The following is a 16,316-nucleotide window of genomic DNA, read 5'->3' on the forward strand; positions in this document are numbered from 1 at the left end:
GGATATCTATTACTCAATGAATGAAGAAAAACAGAACATCGAACCGGAAGGCAATATTTTATATAACTTGCCAATGGTTACATGGATATTAAGAGGTCGATCGAATTTTTCGGCGGTTTATAAAATTTGATCCAATAAAAAATCCGGAACAGATTAACTGGTCCGGATTTTACAATTAAATCAAACAGGCAATGATTTACGAGTTATTAGCCGTAAATATTCGCACGATCGCGTAACTCTTTACCTGGTTTGAAGTGAGGAACATATTTGCTTTCCAGTTCCACTTTCTCACCCGTTTTAGGGTTACGTCCAACACGCGGGGCACGGTAGTGAAGAGAAAAACTGCCAAACCCACGGATCTCGATGCGTTCACCGCCGGCCAAAGTTACAGCCATATGTTCAAGCATCTCTTTCACTGCATCTTCAACTGATTTAGTTGGTAAATGAGTGTGTCTACTAGCGAGTCTTTCTATAAGTTCAGACTTGGTCATCGTTCCTCCAAGCTTATCAGCTCAACTACCGAAGGGGCAGCATTGCTGCCCCTCGCCATTATTCGCCTTTAGCTGCTTTAAATGCTTCAGCCATAGCGTTAGAGAATCCACCTTCTTCTTGCTTAGCACTGTTAGTGTTATTAACAGTAGCAACGGCTTCTTTCTCATCAGCTTCATCTTTAGCACGCACAGACAGGCTGATTACACGGTTTTTACGATCAACACCGGTGTATTTAGCTTCAACTTCATCACCAACGCTCAGAACCGTAGTTGCATCTTCAACACGGTCACGGCTTGCATCAGAAGCACGCAGGTAACCTTCAACGCCACCCGCTAATTCAACTGTAGCACCTTTTGCGTCAACTGCTGTAACTTTCCCTTTAACAATAGCACCTTTCTTGTTGTTAGCCAGGTAGTTGTTAAATGGATCTTCAGCTAATTGCTTAACGCCTAAGGAGATACGCTCACGCTCTGCATCAACTTGCAGAACCACAGCGGCGATTTCGTCACCTTTCTTATAGTCACGAACCGCTTCTTCTCCGGCAACGTTCCAGGAGATGTCAGACAGGTGAACCAGACCATCAATACCGCCGTCTAAGCCGATGAAGATACCGAAGTCAGTGATTGACTTGATCTTACCTTCAACACGCTCGCCCTTGTTATGGGTTTCTGCGAATTGCTGCCATGGGTTAATTTTGCACTGCTTCAGACCCAGGGAGATACGACGACGTTCTTCGTCGATATCCAGAACCATAACTTCAACCACATCACCCACGTTAACAACTTTAGATGGGTGAATGTTTTTGTTGGTCCAATCCATTTCTGAAACGTGTACCAGACCTTCAACGCCTTCTTCGATTTCAACGAAGCAGCCGTAATCAGTCAGGTTGGTTACGCGGCCAGTCAGCTTAGTACCTTCCGGATAACGCTTAGCAATAGCTACCCATGGATCTTCGCCTAACTGCTTCAGACCCAGTGAAACACGGGTACGATCGCGGTCGAACTTAAGAACTTTAACCAGGATTTCATCGCCAACATTAACGATTTCGCTAGGATGCTTAACGCGTTTCCATGCCATATCAGTAATGTGTAACAGGCCGTCAACGCCGCCCAGATCAACGAATGCACCGTAGTCAGTAAGGTTCTTAACGATACCTTTAACTTCCATGCCTTCTTGCAGGTTTTCCAGCAGTTGATCGCGCTCTGCACTGTTTTCTGATTCGATTACAGCACGGCGAGAAACAACAACGTTGTTACGTTTTTGGTCAAGTTTGATAACCTTGAACTCAAGCTCTTTGCCCTCTAAATGCAGCGTGTCACGAACAGGACGAACGTCTACCAGTGAACCTGGTAAGAACGCACGAATGCCGTTAAGCTCAACGGTAAATCCACCTTTGACCTTGCCATTGATAATACCAATAACAGTTGCAGCTTCTTCAGAAGCTTTTTCCAGCGTGATCCAAGCTTCATGACGCTTAGCTTTCTCACGAGACAGCAGAGTTTCACCGAAACCATCTTCGATAGCATCCAGCGCTACGTCTACTTCGTCACCAACCTGGATTTCCAGTTCGCCCTGAGCGTTTTTAAACTGTTCTACTGGGATTGCAGATTCTGATTTCAGACCCGCGTCAACCAGAACAACGTCTTTATCAATAGCAACAACAACGCCACGTACAATCGAACCCGGACGGGTTTCAATTTCATTCAGGGATTCTTCAAAGAGTTGAGCAAAAGATTCAGTCATGTTATTAATCTTCAGGATTCTTAAATTTAACGTCCATCTGACATCCGGCCCGATGGGGTTGTTATACATACCCTGCTTACATCCATGCAACAGAGTTATTCACAAAAAGTCCACTGCCTAAAAAATAAGCAGTAGACATGAATTATTTTAGCACACTTTGCACATAAGCTAATGCACGTTCGATCACGTCATCAACACTCATATGGGTTGAATCCATTATCAACGCATCAGCTGCCGGGACAAGGGGTGCAACCGCCCGATTACGATCCCGGGAATCCCGTTCCTGTATCTCAGACAAAAGACGTTCAAATTTAACACACTGCCCCTTTTCCTGCAACTGTAGCATGCGTCGTCTGGCTCTCTCCTCCGCACTCGCATCGAGAAAAATTTTTACCGGCGCATCAGGAAAAACAATCGTTCCCATATCGCGGCCATCGGCGATCAGCCCGGGAGCCTCTCGAAATGCCCGTTGACGACGTAACAGTGCTTCTCTGACCCGTGGAAATGCCGCTACTTGAGACGCCGCATTTCCAACGGTTTCATTGCGAATTTCATTGGTTACCGTTTCACCCTCAAGAATCACCTGTAATTGGTTTTGTTCAGAAATAAAACGGACATCTAAATGAATAGCCAGAGGAACCAGTGCCTCTTCTGAGGCCAAATCCACTTCATGATGCAGTGCTGCTAATGCTAAAACGCGATAAATAGCACCTGAATCCAGTAAATGCCAACCCAGTTTTTCAGCCAAAGCCTGACAAAGTGTCCCTTTCCCCACTCCGCTTGGGCCGTCAACGGTTATTACCGGCACAACTGCTGTCATATCGAGCTCCTCTAAACCAGAAAATCATGATGTGCTTCAATGAAGCATATCCCGTGATTATACTCATCATCACGGCTAACTGACAGGCTATGTATTAGATCTGGTGGTACGCAAAAAGAACAATGGCTTATATTTCAATAAGAAAAGGACATAAATAAAGGAAGACTAAACGCATTTATTGACTGAAATAAGAGAGAGAAATGGTCTTCCGGTCGGGCACAAAACCAACATAAACCTATTAGATTTTACGACCGGAATATTTATTGATGCTAATTTATCTGGTTTATCAATAGCCTGAAGGATACAAACAATTAAAGTCTGTATCACCTGAAACAATGAAATTATGCCAACTGACTCAAACGAGCGAACTGCTTAAAATAGTCCGGAAAGGTTTTAGCCGTGCATTTTGGATCCAAAATGGTCACTGGCGTATCTGATAACGCAACCAGTGAAAAACACATCGCCATACGGTGATCGTTATAAGTTTCAATTTCCGCATGTTTCAAATGTACAGGTGGAACGACTCGGATGTAATCTTCCCCTTCCTCTACTTCTGCCCCTACTTTTCTCAGCTCGGTTGCCATTGCACTGAGCCGATCGGTCTCTTTAACTCGCCAGTTATAGATATTACGAATACGCGTTTCCCCTTTAGCGAACAGTGCCGTGGTGGCAATAGTCATCGCTGCATCAGGAATATGGTTCATATCCATATCAATACCGTTTAGCTCACCATGCTGACATTCAATAAAATCATCGCCCCAAATGATTTTGGCTCCCATAGCTTCCAGCACATCAGCGAAGCGAATATCACCCTGAACGCTGTTTTTACCGATACCTGTAACCCGTACACTACCACCCTTAATCGCGGCAGCAGCAAGGAAGTAAGATGCCGAAGAAGCATCACCTTCAACCAGATATTGTTCCACGGCACGATACTGCTGTTGCCCTTTAATATGGAAAACCTGATAGTTGTCATGGCTCACTTCAACGCCAAAATCGCGCATCATATGTAATGTAATCTCGATATAAGGCTTTGAAACTAAATCACCTTTAATCGTAATATGAGTATCTTGTGTTGCCAGTGGTGCCGTCATCAGCAAAGCAGTTAAAAATTGGCTGGAGACTGAACCATCTACAGAGATATTACCGCCCTGAAATCCACCATGCAGGCGTAGCGGTGGATAATTTTGTTGTTCAAGATAATCAATCTGCGCGCCACCCTGACGCAATGAATCGACCAGATGACCAATCGGACGCTCTTTCATTCTGGGCTCACCGGTTAGAATGATATCGCCCTGCCCCAAACTTAATGCTGCAGCCAGTGGACGCATGGCCGTTCCGGCATTACCCAAAAATATTTCTAATGCGCTATGGGCCTTTAATGGACCACCTACACCTTCGATATCGCAGATAGTATGGCAATCAGATAACTGATAATGAACACCCAGCGCTTTTAATGCATTAAGCATATGACGGACATCATCACTGTCTAACAGATTGGTCAGTCGGGTTTTGCCCTGCGCCATTGCAGCTAAGAGTAAGGCCCGGTTAGAAACACTTTTTGAACCAGGCAAATTAATAGTTCCATCAAATTTCGCAATGGGTTGTAGGGTTAACGATTCCAGCATGGGTAAATGTTCTCTTGTTATCTGCTTTGAATATTCAAATCGGTAAAAATTAATTTGCAGCTATCTTCAGGCTTTCAATGAAAGCTCCGCTGCGCGAACGGCATGTATCTCTGCGGTGTCATATAAAGGTACAGAGGCATCTTTGGCACTAACCAATAAACCAATCTCGGTACAACCCAGAATAATTCCCTGAGCGCCTTTATCTGCCAGCTGTTGCATGATTCGGCTAAATTGATGACGAGATTCCGCGTCAATCTTGCCCAAACAAAGCTCCTGATAAATAACGCGGTGCACAATTTCACGATCCGCTTCATCGGGTACGATAACCTCAATGCCGTGTTGGCGACTGAGGCGTCCCTTATAGAAATCTTGTTCCATGGTAAAACGAGTGCCTAACAGGCCCACTTTCTTAATACCATCTTCCAGAATAACTTCAGCTGTTGCATCGGCAATATGGCAAACCGGAATCCCAACTGCCTTCTCTACCGTTTCATACACTTTGTGCATAGTGTTAGTGCAGATAACCAGAAAATCAGCACCCGCGCCTTCTAGCTTACGCGCAGCCTCGGCCAGATGTTCACCCGCGGCAGCCCAATCGCCTTGATGTTGCAGCTGTTCTATTTCCTGAAAATCAACGCTCAACAGTACAATCTTAGCCGAATGTAAACCGCCAAGATGATGACGGATGGTTTCATTAATATGGCGATAATAAGGGATAGTTGACTCCCAACTCATACCACCGATAAGCCCTATTGTTTTCATTGGGTTAGCTCTCAATCATTATAAGTTTTCGTCTGATGTTCATATGGCTACACAATAACCCACTGACAGAGGATCTGAATCGCCTGTCAGTGGGTTATTACTATTGAATTTACACCGTCATAAACGAACAATCATTAACCATGACGTCGTTCAAAATCAGCCATAAACTGGGTTAATGCCTGAACACCGGCCAGCGGCATTGCATTATAAATAGACGCTCGCATTCCACCCAGAACACGATGCCCTTTTAGCGCATGTAAGCCAGCTACCTGAGCCTCTTCCAGGAATACCTTATCCAATGTGCCATCGGCCAGTTGGAATGGGACGTTCATCCAGGAACGGTTAGGGATAGCGACACCATTCCGATAGAAATCACTGTTATCAATAACGCTATACAGATGTGATGCCTTCTCTTCGTTACGGCGAGCCATTTCTGTCAATCCACCCTGGGCTTTTAACCATTTAAATACCAACCCGGACAGGTACCAGGCAAAAGTTGGTGGGGTATTGAACATCGAGTCATATTCATTCAACACGGTAAAATCAAGAATGGATGGCGTCTCTTTACGGGCTTTGCCCAGCAAGTCTTCACGTATGATGATCACCGTAATACCTGCTGGTCCGATATTCTTTTGGGCACCGGCATAAATCACACCATAGCGGCTAACATCAATCGGACGAGATAAAATCGTTGAGGAGAGGTCCGCTATCACAACTCTATCGCCAAAATCAGGTTGCTCGTCAATAGCAATGCCGTCAATCGTCTCATTTGGGCAGAAATGAACATAGGCAGATTTATCACTCAACACCCAATCTTTCATTGGTTTTATCGCTGACAGACCATCGACTTGAGTTTTTGCATCAAATACATTTGGCGTGCAGTATTTTTCAGCTTCCTGAATGGCACTGTGGGCCCAATAGCCACCATCAATATAATCCGCTTGTGTGGCATTACCCAATAAATTTAATGGGATCGCTGCGAATTGAGCGCGTGCGCCGCCATGGCTGAACAGCACTTTATAATTATCAGGAATCTTCATCAGATCGCGCAGGTCGCGTTCCGCCGTTTCAGCTACCTGAATAAACTCTTTGCTGCGGTGGCTAATTTCCATGACCGATGTGCCGAGCCCCTGCCAATCACAAAGTTCTTGCTGTGCCTGACGTAACACTTCAACCGGTAACATTGCCGGCCCTGCACTAAAATTAAATACCTGTGCCATTTACTTCACCGCCCTGATAGAGATTAAGGATTAGTTTTTAGAAATAGGATTATCGGTTTTATCATTCACTTAGTTTTGCTGCAATGCTTTATGCATCAGTTCTGATTAATTTTTCAGACCAGGTCGGATTGGCTCTGCACTCAGAAGTAGAAAAGTATGTTGTATATAGCAAGGAAAGCGAATGAATTAACCAAAAGCAGCGGTTGAATAACGATATTCATCGACATTAGGTGAGAAACAGCAAATATTCCGGTCATCTGCAGAAAGCAAAAAAATAGCGGCTACCTTTATCAGTCAGGTAGCCGCTATTATTAAAAGCTAAGCATTAAGAACTTATCTATTAATACTCATTAAACATCTTCTGAATTTCAACCGGATCTTGTGTTTTGGTTAATGCTAACTGTAACAACACCCGCGCTTTTTGTGGATTCAGCGTACCTGATGCAACAAAACCATATTTAACATCATCAATTTCTGCATCCTGAGTGGTAGAACCGGTTGGTACACGAGAAGAACGAACCACTACGGCGCCTTGTTCTCTGGCACTAACCAGCGCATCAAATACCGTTTTATATAAGTTACCGTTACCTACACCAGCGCTAACAATACCTTTAGTACCATCCGCCAGTAATGCTTTAACCGGTGCGGCCGAAGCATTAGCATAGCTATAGATAATGTCGACTTTTGGTAGCTCAGTCAGTTTACTGACATCAAACGGAGCCTCAGGTGCATGAGCACGTGTTGGTATCCGCTGATAATCAACCTTGCCATTGTGGATATATCCCAGTGGTCCATAGTTAACGGCCTGGAAAGTCTGGACACCAGTGGTACTGGTTTTAGTCACGTCCCGACCACCAACCACCACATCATTCATGGCAACCAACACCCCACGACCTGCGGAGTTTTTATCTGAGGCAACGACCACTGCATTATAAAGGTTGAACGGACCATCAGCACTCATAGCGGTAGCCGGGCGCATTGCGCCAACCATCACGACGGGTTTATTGCATTTTACCGTCAGGTTAAGGAAGTAAGAGGTTTCTTCCATGGTATCGGTACCGTGAGTAATCACGAAACCATCGCTGCTATCACAGCGTTCGTTGATGGTTTTGGCCAGCTTAAGCCAGACTTCATCATTCATATCCTGTGAACCGATATTAACAATCTGCTCACCTTTAATATCCGCAATATCTTTTAACTGAGGAACTGCATCAACCAAACGTTCAACGCCAAACTGCCCGGCAACATAATTGGATTGTGTTTCTGAAACGCCTCCACCGGCAATGGTTCCGCCCGTAGCCAGAACGGTAATGGTAGGTAATTTTGCCAACGCGGGCACGGTGAAACAACAAAGCAAAGCACCAAGAGCAGTCTTCTTAAACACTGACATACTTAATCTCCTCTCTACGTTATTTTTAAAGTAAAATTTAGGATAATTTATTGATACGATTTAAATAGCCAATACCAGAAGCGGCGAAAAGTAGCTTCAATAGCAATAAAAATTCCAATCAGTCTTAAAATAATCACTCACACCAAAAATCATGATGCGGCGTAATTAAACTCTGACAGCAGTTCACCACTTAACATTCTGAAACTCACTATATTATCAGGGCATTTGATTTTTTTTCTGTGACATTACGCCCGAGAACTAACATTTATTGAATCATTGAGCTAATTAATTATTGCACTACGCACTATGGAGCTATGACCAAAAACCCCGTATGATGCCGGATCGTTAAATTGACGAAACAGAAATGGATAACCCCATTAAAATCAAGAGCCTAAATATTAATGCAAACAATCACTCCTGCGACAACGCAAACATTTATTCCTGGTAAAGATGCAGCATTGGAAGACTCCATCTCTCGTTTTCAACAAAAGCTAACGCAATTAGGATTTAATATAGAAGAAGCGTCCTGGCTTAACCCGGTTCCGAATGTTTGGTCGGTACATATACGTGATAAAGATTGTCCACTCTGTTTTACCAACGGAAAAGGTGCAACCCGAAAAGCAGCGCTGGCTTCTGCGCTGGGTGAATATTTTGAACGGTTATCGACTAACTACTTTTTTGCAGATTTCTATTTAGGCAAAACTATCGCTGACAGTGCTTTTGTTCACTATCCCAATGAAAAGTGGTTCCCTGTTTCGGCGGACAACAGCTTACCTAAAGGTATATTAGATTCGCATTTACATGCCTTCTATGATCCTGACCAAAGTCTGACTGCCACTGAACTGGTTGATTTACAGTCTGGCAATGTCGATCGGGGCATCTGCGCCCTACCGTTTGTTCGTCAATCCGATCTGGAAACGGTGTACATTCCAATGAATATTATCGGCAACCTTTATGTCTCTAATGGGATGTCTGCCGGTAATAATCGCAGTGAAGCGCACGTTCAGGCATTATCAGAAATTTTTGAACGTTTTGTAAAAAATCGCATTATCGCTGAAGCTATTAGCCTGCCAGAAATCCCACAGGCGATGATCAACCTTTATCCTCAGGTAAAAGAAGCAATAACCACACTTGAAGCTGAAGGCTTCCCAATATTTGCTTATGATGCTTCGCTGGGTGGTCAGTATCCTGTTATCTGTGTTGTGCTATTCAATCCCGCCAATGGAACCTGTTTTGCTTCGTTTGGTGCTCACCCTGATTTTGGCGTTGCTCTGGAACGTACCGTTACCGAACTGCTACAGGGCCGCAGTCTGAAAGATCTGGATGTGTTCAATGCGCCAACATTTGATAACGAAGAAGTGGGCGAATACGCCAATCTGGAAACCCACTTTATTGATTCCAGCGGTTTAATTTCATGGGATCTGTTTAAACAGCAGGCCGACTATGAATTTGTTGGCTGGGACTTCAGTGGAACGTCTGAAGAAGAGTTTGCCACGATGATGGCTATCTTTAATAAAGAAGAAGTGGAAGTCTATATTGCTGATTACACCCATTTAGGTGTTGACGCCTGCCGAATTCTGGCTCCGGGGATGTCTGATATCTACCCTGCTGAAGACCTGGTATTAGCCAATAACAATATGGGCCAACACTTAAGAGATACCATTTTAAGTCTGCCGTCCAGCCAGTGGCAGCCTGAAGAGTATCTGGCTTTAATTGAGCAACTGGATCAGGAAGGTCTGGACGACTTTGTGCGTGTACGTGAGCTGCTGGGCATGGCAACTGGTTCTAACAACGTTTGGAGTAGCCTGCGCGTGGGTGAGCTAAAATCAATGCTGGCCCTTGCCGGTGGTGATTTAGATCAGGCGTTGAGCTGGGTGGAATGGACTCAAGAGTTCAACGCTTCATTATTTAGTGAAGAACGTCGTAACTATTATCGCTGCCTGCAAACGCTATTGTTGATGCAGGTGGACGCTGAAGAACGCGATCCGGAGCAATACAATCCAGCCTTCAACCGTATGTATGGCGAAGAAACTGTAGCAACCGTGTGGAACAATATTCGCGGCATACAACGCTTTCATGGCATTTTTGATGTAGATCAAGATTTAACTCAACTGCCTACACACTGCTCTTTATTGGCGGCCTATAACAAATTACAGGCCGCTAAGCGGTTGTCTTAATTAAATGACCAAATAACAAGACTCTTTATAAAAAATAGAGAGTCTTGTTAGCATCTCTTTTAAAAGTAAAATAATAAGAATTAATGTTAAATAAAAGTAAAAACATTTAATTAATAAATTTTAATCGAATACATAATTTATATTTTATTAACAGAATCAGATATCGTTTCAGCTATTGATTAAAATTATTTTGCAAACATTAAAAAAGTTTTTACGTAAATTAATCAATTAGATACGCCAAAAAAATACTTTTTCACGTCCTTTTTTACAATTATTCATTTTACTCATCATGATCAGTATCAATTTTTGCAGTATACTGCTTTGTTAGTATCACCAAGCAATTTAGTCTTCAGTCTTTATTTAGGCGCAGAGATATTATTACGTGAAAACAGATAATCCTATCGCAGCATTATCACCCGCCGCCATGGCTCAGGTTGCCGAGAATGCGGGAATATATAAAGCTACAAAACATCCAGCTATTACATTCTGCTCAGCAATATTAGCTGGTGCATTTATTTCCATCGCATTTGTCTTCTATATTACCGCTACCACCGGAACGGCTAATGTTCCTTTTGGCGTGGCTAAATTTTTAGGTGGCGTCTGCTTCTCTTTAGGTTTGATGTTGGTTGTTGCCTGCGGCACCGACCTCTTCACCTCAACGGTAATGACCTGTATTGCTAAAGCAACCAATCACATTACCTGGGGTCAAATGATTCGTAACTGGATCAATGTTTATTTAGGCAATTTGGTTGGCGCTCTATTCTTTGTTGCTATTATATTTTTAGCAGGCCAAATCACTGCCGCTAACGGGCTCTGGGGGCTCAATGTGCTTCAAACGGCTGACCACAAACTACATCATACCTTTGTAGAAGCGGTTGCTCTTGGTACACTAGCTAACCTGATGGTCTGTTTAGCAGTATGGATGAGTTACGCCGGACGCAGTTTGACCGATAAAATGCTGGTAATGATCCTTCCAGTAGCGATGTTTGTTGCCAGCGGTTTTGAGCACAGCATTGCAAACATGTTTATGATTCCAATGGGAATCGTTATTAAGAATTTTGCATCTCCTGAGTTCTGGCACATGATTAACGCCACTCCGGAGCAATTTCCAAGCCTGACTGTTAGTAACTTTGTTATAGACAACTTAATCCCCGTGACAATCGGTAATATCATCGGTGGGTTAATGGTAGGTTTGCCTTTTTGGGCAATGTATTTACGTGGTGGGAAGCACTAGTTCGACGCTTCCTTCAATAAAAGGTTAATTCAATTTCCTTAGAATACGAAAGGTAGGTAAAAAATGACCGAGCTTAACCAAAAGTTTGTCAAAGCGTGGGAAGGATTTAAAGAAGGCGACTGGAAACATAATGTTGACGTTCGTGACTTTATCCAAAAAAACTACACCCCATATGAAGGTGATGAATCTTTCCTGGCTGGCGCAACTGATGCGACTGACAAGCTATGGGATAAAGTGATGGAAGGCATCAAAATCGAAAACCGCACTCATGCGCCGGTCGATTTTGACACTGACCTAGCTTCAACCATTACCTCTCATGATGCTGGCTATATTAATAAAGAATTAGAAACCATCGTTGGTTTACAAACCGACGCGCCATTAAAGCGTGCCATTATTCCATTTGGCGGCATTAAAATGGTTGAAGGTTCTTGTCAGGTGTATGGTCGTGAACTCGATCCATCACTGAAAAAAATCTTCACTGAATACCGTAAAACTCACAACCAGGGCGTTTTTGATGTATATACCAAAGACATCCTGAACTGCCGTAAATCCGGTGTATTAACCGGTCTGCCAGATGCTTATGGCCGTGGCCGTATCATCGGTGACTACCGTCGCGTAGCCGTCTATGGTATCGACTTCCTGATGGCTGACAAATACGCTCAATTCCAGTCTCTGCAAGAGAAAATGGAAAACGGTGAAGACTTAGAAATGACAATCCAACTGCGCGAAGAGATTGCTGAGCAACATCGTGCACTGGGTCAAATGAAAGAAATGGCAGCGAAATACGGCTGTGATATTTCTGCTCCGGCAACTAACGCTCGTGAAGCCGTTCAGTGGACTTACTTCGCCTATCTGGCAGCAGTAAAATCACAAAACGGTGCTGCAATGTCCTTCGGTCGTGTATCAACGTTCCTTGACGTTTACATCGAACGTGACATGAAAAAAGGCTTAATCACTGAAAGCGAAGCTCAAGAGCTGATCGACCATTTAGTGATGAAGCTGCGTATGGTTCGTTTCCTGCGTACTCCTGAATATGATGAGCTTTTCTCTGGTGACCCAATTTGGGCAACAGAATCTCTGGCTGGTATGGGTGTTGATGGTCGTACTCTGGTATCTAAAACCAGTTTCCGTTTCCTGAACACGCTGTACACCATGGGCCCTTCTCCGGAACCAAACATGACCATCCTGTGGTCTGAGAAGTTACCAATCGCATTTAAAAAGTATGCGGCTAAAGTGTCTATCGATACCTCATCTGTACAGTATGAGAACGATGACCTGATGCGTCCTGACTTTAACAACGATGACTATGCTATCGCTTGCTGCGTAAGCCCAATGATTGTTGGTAAGCAAATGCAGTTCTTCGGTGCTCGTGCAAACCTGGCTAAAACCATGCTGTATGCGATTAACGGCGGTATGGATGAAAAAATGAAGATCCAGGTTGGTCCAAAAGAAGCAGCAATGACCGATGCAGTACTGGATTATGACAAAGTAATGGACCGTTTAGATCATTTCATGGACTGGTTAGCAAAACAGTACGTGACTGCACTGAACGTGATTCACTATATGCATGATAAATACAGCTACGAAGCAGCCCTGATGGCTCTGCACGATCGTGACGTGGTTCGCACCATGGCATGTGGTATCGCTGGTCTGTCTGTTGCAGCTGACTCCCTGTCTGCTATCAAGTACGCAAAAGTTAAACCAATCCGTGACGAAGACGGCCTGGCAGTTGACTTTGAGATTGAAGGTGAATATCCACAGTTCGGTAACAACGACTCTCGCGTTGATGATATCGCCTGTGACCTGGTAGAACGTTTCATGAAGAAAATTCAGAAACTGCGTACCTATCGCCACGCAATCCCTACTCAATCTGTTCTGACCATCACTTCTAACGTGGTATATGGTAAGAAAACGGGTAACACCCCAGATGGCCGTCGCGCTGGCGCACCATTCGGACCAGGTGCTAACCCAATGCACGGTCGTGACCAGAAAGGTGCTGTTGCCTCTCTGACTTCTGTTGCTAAACTGCCGTTTGCTTACGCAAAAGATGGTATTTCTTATACCTTCTCTATCGCTCCAAATGCACTGGGTAAAGATGACGATGTTCGTAAAGCTAACCTTGCAGGCCTGATGGATGGTTACTTCCACCACGAAGCCAGCATTGAAGGTGGTCAACACCTGAACGTTAACGTTATGAACCGCGAAATGCTGTTAGACGCGATGGAAAATCCTGAGAAATATCCTCAGTTAACCATCCGCGTATCTGGTTATGCAGTGCGTTTTAACTCACTGACTAAAGAACAGCAACAAGACGTTATTACCCGGACATTCACTCAAACTATCTAATTTGATTGGTTTGAAAATGCTCTGAAAATGAAGCCCTGCAATATTTTGCAGGGCTTTTTTCATTAACAATAAAAATACCAGCTTTAAAAGAAATCTTAACCAGAATGTCATAGAATAGAGGTTCAGCCAAAGCAACCCGCTAATTTGGTAGACTGAAAATCATTATTAGCAGATAGTCCGGTCAAACGCTTATTCAATGACAGAGACCGATTGTCTCAGAAGCAAACATGTTGGGCCCGTTTTGAGGGTCAATTTTGGAGTACATCGTAATGTCAGCAGTAAATGGTCGCATTCACTCATTTGAATCCTGCGGTACCGTCGACGGTCCGGGAATTCGTTTTATCGTCTTTTTTCAGGGTTGTCTGATGCGCTGTCTTTACTGCCACAACCGTGATACCTGGGATACCCACGGCGGTAAAGAAGTGGCGGTTGACGATCTGATGAAAGAGATTGTTACCTATCGTCACTTTATGAATGCCTCTGGTGGTGGTGTTACGGCATCCGGTGGTGAGGCTATTTTACAGGCTGAATTTGTTCGCGATTGGTTCCGGGCCTGTAAAGAAGAAGGGATTCATACCTGTCTCGATACAAACGGCTTTGTTCGTCGTTATGATGCAGTGATTGATGAGCTGTTGGATGTAACCGATCTGGTGATGCTGGATTTAAAGCAACTGGATGATAGCGTGCATCAGAATCTGGTGGGTGTATCCAATCACCGTACTCTGGAGTTTGCTCGTCATTTAGCTAAACGTAACCAGAAAACCTGGATTCGCTATGTGGTCGTTCCCGGCTGGTCTGATGATGAAAAATCTGCTCGTATGCTTGGTGAGTTTACCCAAAATATGACTAACATCGAAAAAATAGAGCTGCTCCCTTACCATGAGTTGGGTAAACACAAGTGGGTTGCCATGGGCGAGGAATATGGTCTTGATGGGGTAAAACCACCGACCAAAGAGATTATGGATCGTGTGAAATCCATCCTTGAAGAGTACGGTCACAAGGTGATCTATTGATATTCACGCCATACTTATGCTAAAAGCCCGTAATAAATTACGGGCTCAGATTTATTATAAAGTCAGTTAATTCAGTTTTATGTTTTAGCATAGCCAATCGGAGGGAGAGATTGCCGTTGGGGTCGTAGCAGCTTTAGCTGCCGGAGCGCCCCTAGGGAATCTATGCCCGACGCACTCCACAACTAAGTACATATGGTCTTCCGGTCGAGCACAAACTGAATACAAACACTTCAGATTTTACGACCGGAATATTCATTGATGCCAATTTATCTGCTCTGTAACACTCTCAAGTCCATCATAAATTATAAATTAATAACACCTCAGCTTTACTGCATCGCCAATGGATTACGATGGTGCTGCGCCCGGTTAAACAACATTATTAAGAATATCGCTGCCGCCACTGCTATCACCACAAACAATAATCGGTCGGAATAGTGCTGCATTAATGTAGCCGTTAACGCTGGTCCTGCCAGACTTCCTACCGTATAGCTTAACAAAAGCGTCTGATTCATGGTTATCAGTTCACTGGTATCCACTTTTTCACAAGCCCACGCCATCGCCACTGGATAGAGCGTAAAGCCAGAAAAACCTAATATAAATAGTGCGGGAGCCAGGGGATAACCGCTAATAATCACCATTGAGCTAACAATAATGGCAAACACTTGAATGCGCAGCACAAACACCCTGCCATAACGTTCAACCAGTTTACCTGCCGGTAGCTGCCCAACAATACCCGCACCCACCATTAGCGTAATCCAGTAGCCAACGTCTGCGTCTCTGTAACCTGCGTGAGAAAGATAGATAGGTAACAGGCCATACAGAGAACCAATCACCACGCCAGAAATAATACAACCAGTAATTCCCAATCGGGCATCGCGACGCATCCACATTAACCATACGGATAACTTTTTATCAGTGTGTTCTGGTTTAGGAAAACGAGCAAACAGTAATGGTAAAATGGCCAGCAACAGTAAACCAATCACCCAAGGCAGTATTTCACTCAGATTGGTTGGGATTACGCCTAATAATAACTGCCCTATCAGCGTTCCCGCATAGTAAATAACCATATAGGCAGCAAGTAAAAGTCCACGAGTATTGATGGTTCCACTGCGTAATAATGCACTTTCTACTACTACCCAAATAACAGCACAGGCAATTCCCGCTAACAGGCGCCACAGACTCCAGCTAACAAAGCCAACAGATAGCCCCAGCAATAACGTGGCGGCAATAAAAAGTGCGCAGGAATAGTAATAGGTTCGGTTAAAACCAAAAGTGCTAATACAGAACCCCGCTACCAGCGTCCCCAATAAATTTCCGCCGAAATAGGACGAACCAACAATACCTACTTGCCAGGTAGTTAAAGATTCATGAATTAACCAGAGAGGAACCAGCGTATTCAATACCGCCATTGATGTTGTAAATAACAACAGCCCGGCTAGCAGTAACAGCACGGGACGATTAAACGCAGACATTTTTATGCCAAAACAGGGG

Annotated in this window: 12 protein-coding genes; 4 read left to right on the forward strand and 8 right to left on the reverse strand. The window is 44.0% G+C overall.

The features are described 5' to 3' along the window. Positions 1-206: 206 nt before the first annotated feature. From ihfB to ansB, 7 genes are all read right to left on the reverse strand, one after another. Positions 207-491, reverse strand: a complete 285-nt coding sequence (gene ihfB / locus EKN56_RS05045; protein ID WP_130590810.1) for an integration host factor subunit beta — start codon at positions 489-491, stop codon at positions 207-209. Between the two features lie 58 nt (positions 492-549). Beyond that, positions 550-2,235 carry a 30S ribosomal protein S1 gene (rpsA, locus tag EKN56_RS05050; RefSeq protein WP_130590811.1) on the reverse strand — a complete coding sequence of 562 codons (1,686 nt, stop codon included), beginning with the start codon at positions 2,233-2,235 and terminating at the stop codon, positions 550-552. A gap of 142 nt (positions 2,236-2,377) precedes the next feature. Next, positions 2,378-3,055, reverse strand: a complete 678-nt coding sequence (cmk, locus tag EKN56_RS05055) for a (d)CMP kinase (RefSeq protein WP_130590812.1) — start codon at positions 3,053-3,055, stop codon at positions 2,378-2,380. 341 nt (positions 3,056-3,396) lie between these two features. Then, positions 3,397-4,683 carry a 3-phosphoshikimate 1-carboxyvinyltransferase gene (gene aroA, locus EKN56_RS05060; protein WP_130590813.1) on the reverse strand — a complete coding sequence of 429 codons (1,287 nt, stop codon included), beginning with the start codon at positions 4,681-4,683 and terminating at the stop codon, positions 3,397-3,399. A gap of 66 nt (positions 4,684-4,749) precedes the next feature. Beyond that, positions 4,750-5,445: an aspartate/glutamate racemase family protein gene (locus EKN56_RS05065; protein ID WP_130590814.1), complete on the reverse strand. Its 696-nt coding sequence runs from the start codon at positions 5,443-5,445 to the stop codon at positions 4,750-4,752. A 134-nt stretch (positions 5,446-5,579) separates the two neighbouring features. Continuing rightward, positions 5,580-6,665, reverse strand: coding sequence for a 3-phosphoserine/phosphohydroxythreonine transaminase (serC, locus tag EKN56_RS05070; protein ID WP_130590815.1), 1,086 nt, complete (start codon positions 6,663-6,665; stop codon positions 5,580-5,582). 340 nt (positions 6,666-7,005) lie between these two features. Next, positions 7,006-8,055 carry an L-asparaginase 2 gene (gene ansB, locus EKN56_RS05075; protein WP_130590816.1) on the reverse strand — a complete coding sequence of 350 codons (1,050 nt, stop codon included), beginning with the start codon at positions 8,053-8,055 and terminating at the stop codon, positions 7,006-7,008. Between the two features lie 401 nt (positions 8,056-8,456). Between ansB and ycaO the strand changes: the two genes are divergently transcribed. From ycaO to pflA, 4 genes are all read left to right on the forward strand, one after another. Further along, a complete protein-coding gene (gene ycaO, locus EKN56_RS05080) occupies positions 8,457-10,232 on the forward strand; it encodes a 30S ribosomal protein S12 methylthiotransferase accessory factor YcaO (RefSeq protein ID WP_130590817.1) in 1,776 nt (591 codons plus the stop codon). 382 nt (positions 10,233-10,614) lie between these two features. Beyond that, positions 10,615-11,466, forward strand: a complete 852-nt coding sequence (focA, locus tag EKN56_RS05085) for a formate transporter FocA (protein ID WP_130590818.1) — start codon at positions 10,615-10,617, stop codon at positions 11,464-11,466. A gap of 63 nt (positions 11,467-11,529) precedes the next feature. Then, positions 11,530-13,812, forward strand: a complete 2,283-nt coding sequence (gene pflB, locus EKN56_RS05090) for a formate C-acetyltransferase (RefSeq protein WP_130590819.1) — start codon at positions 11,530-11,532, stop codon at positions 13,810-13,812. Positions 13,813-14,081: 269 nt separating this feature from the next. Continuing rightward, positions 14,082-14,825 carry a pyruvate formate lyase 1-activating protein gene (gene pflA, locus EKN56_RS05095; RefSeq protein WP_130590820.1) on the forward strand — a complete coding sequence of 248 codons (744 nt, stop codon included), beginning with the start codon at positions 14,082-14,084 and terminating at the stop codon, positions 14,823-14,825. 326 nt (positions 14,826-15,151) lie between these two features. Here the strand turns inward: pflA and EKN56_RS05100 are convergent, their stop codons facing one another. Beyond that, the gene (locus tag EKN56_RS05100; protein ID WP_130590821.1) at positions 15,152-16,297 is read right to left on the reverse strand and encodes an MFS transporter; all 1,146 of its coding nucleotides are present in this window, start codon (positions 16,295-16,297) and stop codon (positions 15,152-15,154) included. Positions 16,298-16,316: the final 19 nt, after the last annotated feature.

This window comes from Limnobaculum zhutongyuii (genome assembly GCF_004295645.1).
GTDB classification, from domain to species: domain Bacteria; phylum Pseudomonadota; class Gammaproteobacteria; order Enterobacterales; family Enterobacteriaceae; genus Limnobaculum; species Limnobaculum zhutongyuii.

Coding starts and splice junctions, on each gene's coding strand:
- ihfB (WP_130590810.1), bottom strand. CDS start 491: ATGACCAAGTCTGAACTTATAGAAAGACTCGCTAGTAGACACACTCAT.
- rpsA (WP_130590811.1), bottom strand. CDS start 2,235: ATGACTGAATCTTTTGCTCAACTCTTTGAAGAATCCCTGAATGAAATT.
- cmk (WP_130590812.1), bottom strand. CDS start 3,055: ATGACAGCAGTTGTGCCGGTAATAACCGTTGACGGCCCAAGCGGAGTG.
- aroA (WP_130590813.1), bottom strand. CDS start 4,683: ATGCTGGAATCGTTAACCCTACAACCCATTGCGAAATTTGATGGAACT.
- EKN56_RS05065 (WP_130590814.1), bottom strand. CDS start 5,445: ATGAAAACAATAGGGCTTATCGGTGGTATGAGTTGGGAGTCAACTATC.
- serC (WP_130590815.1), bottom strand. CDS start 6,665: ATGGCACAGGTATTTAATTTTAGTGCAGGGCCGGCAATGTTACCGGTT.
- ansB (WP_130590816.1), bottom strand. CDS start 8,055: ATGTCAGTGTTTAAGAAGACTGCTCTTGGTGCTTTGCTTTGTTGTTTC.
- ycaO (WP_130590817.1), top strand. CDS start 8,457: ATGCAAACAATCACTCCTGCGACAACGCAAACATTTATTCCTGGTAAA.
- pflB (WP_130590819.1), top strand. CDS start 11,530: ATGACCGAGCTTAACCAAAAGTTTGTCAAAGCGTGGGAAGGATTTAAA.
- pflA (WP_130590820.1), top strand. CDS start 14,082: ATGTCAGCAGTAAATGGTCGCATTCACTCATTTGAATCCTGCGGTACC.
- EKN56_RS05100 (WP_130590821.1), bottom strand. CDS start 16,297: ATGTCTGCGTTTAATCGTCCCGTGCTGTTACTGCTAGCCGGGCTGTTG.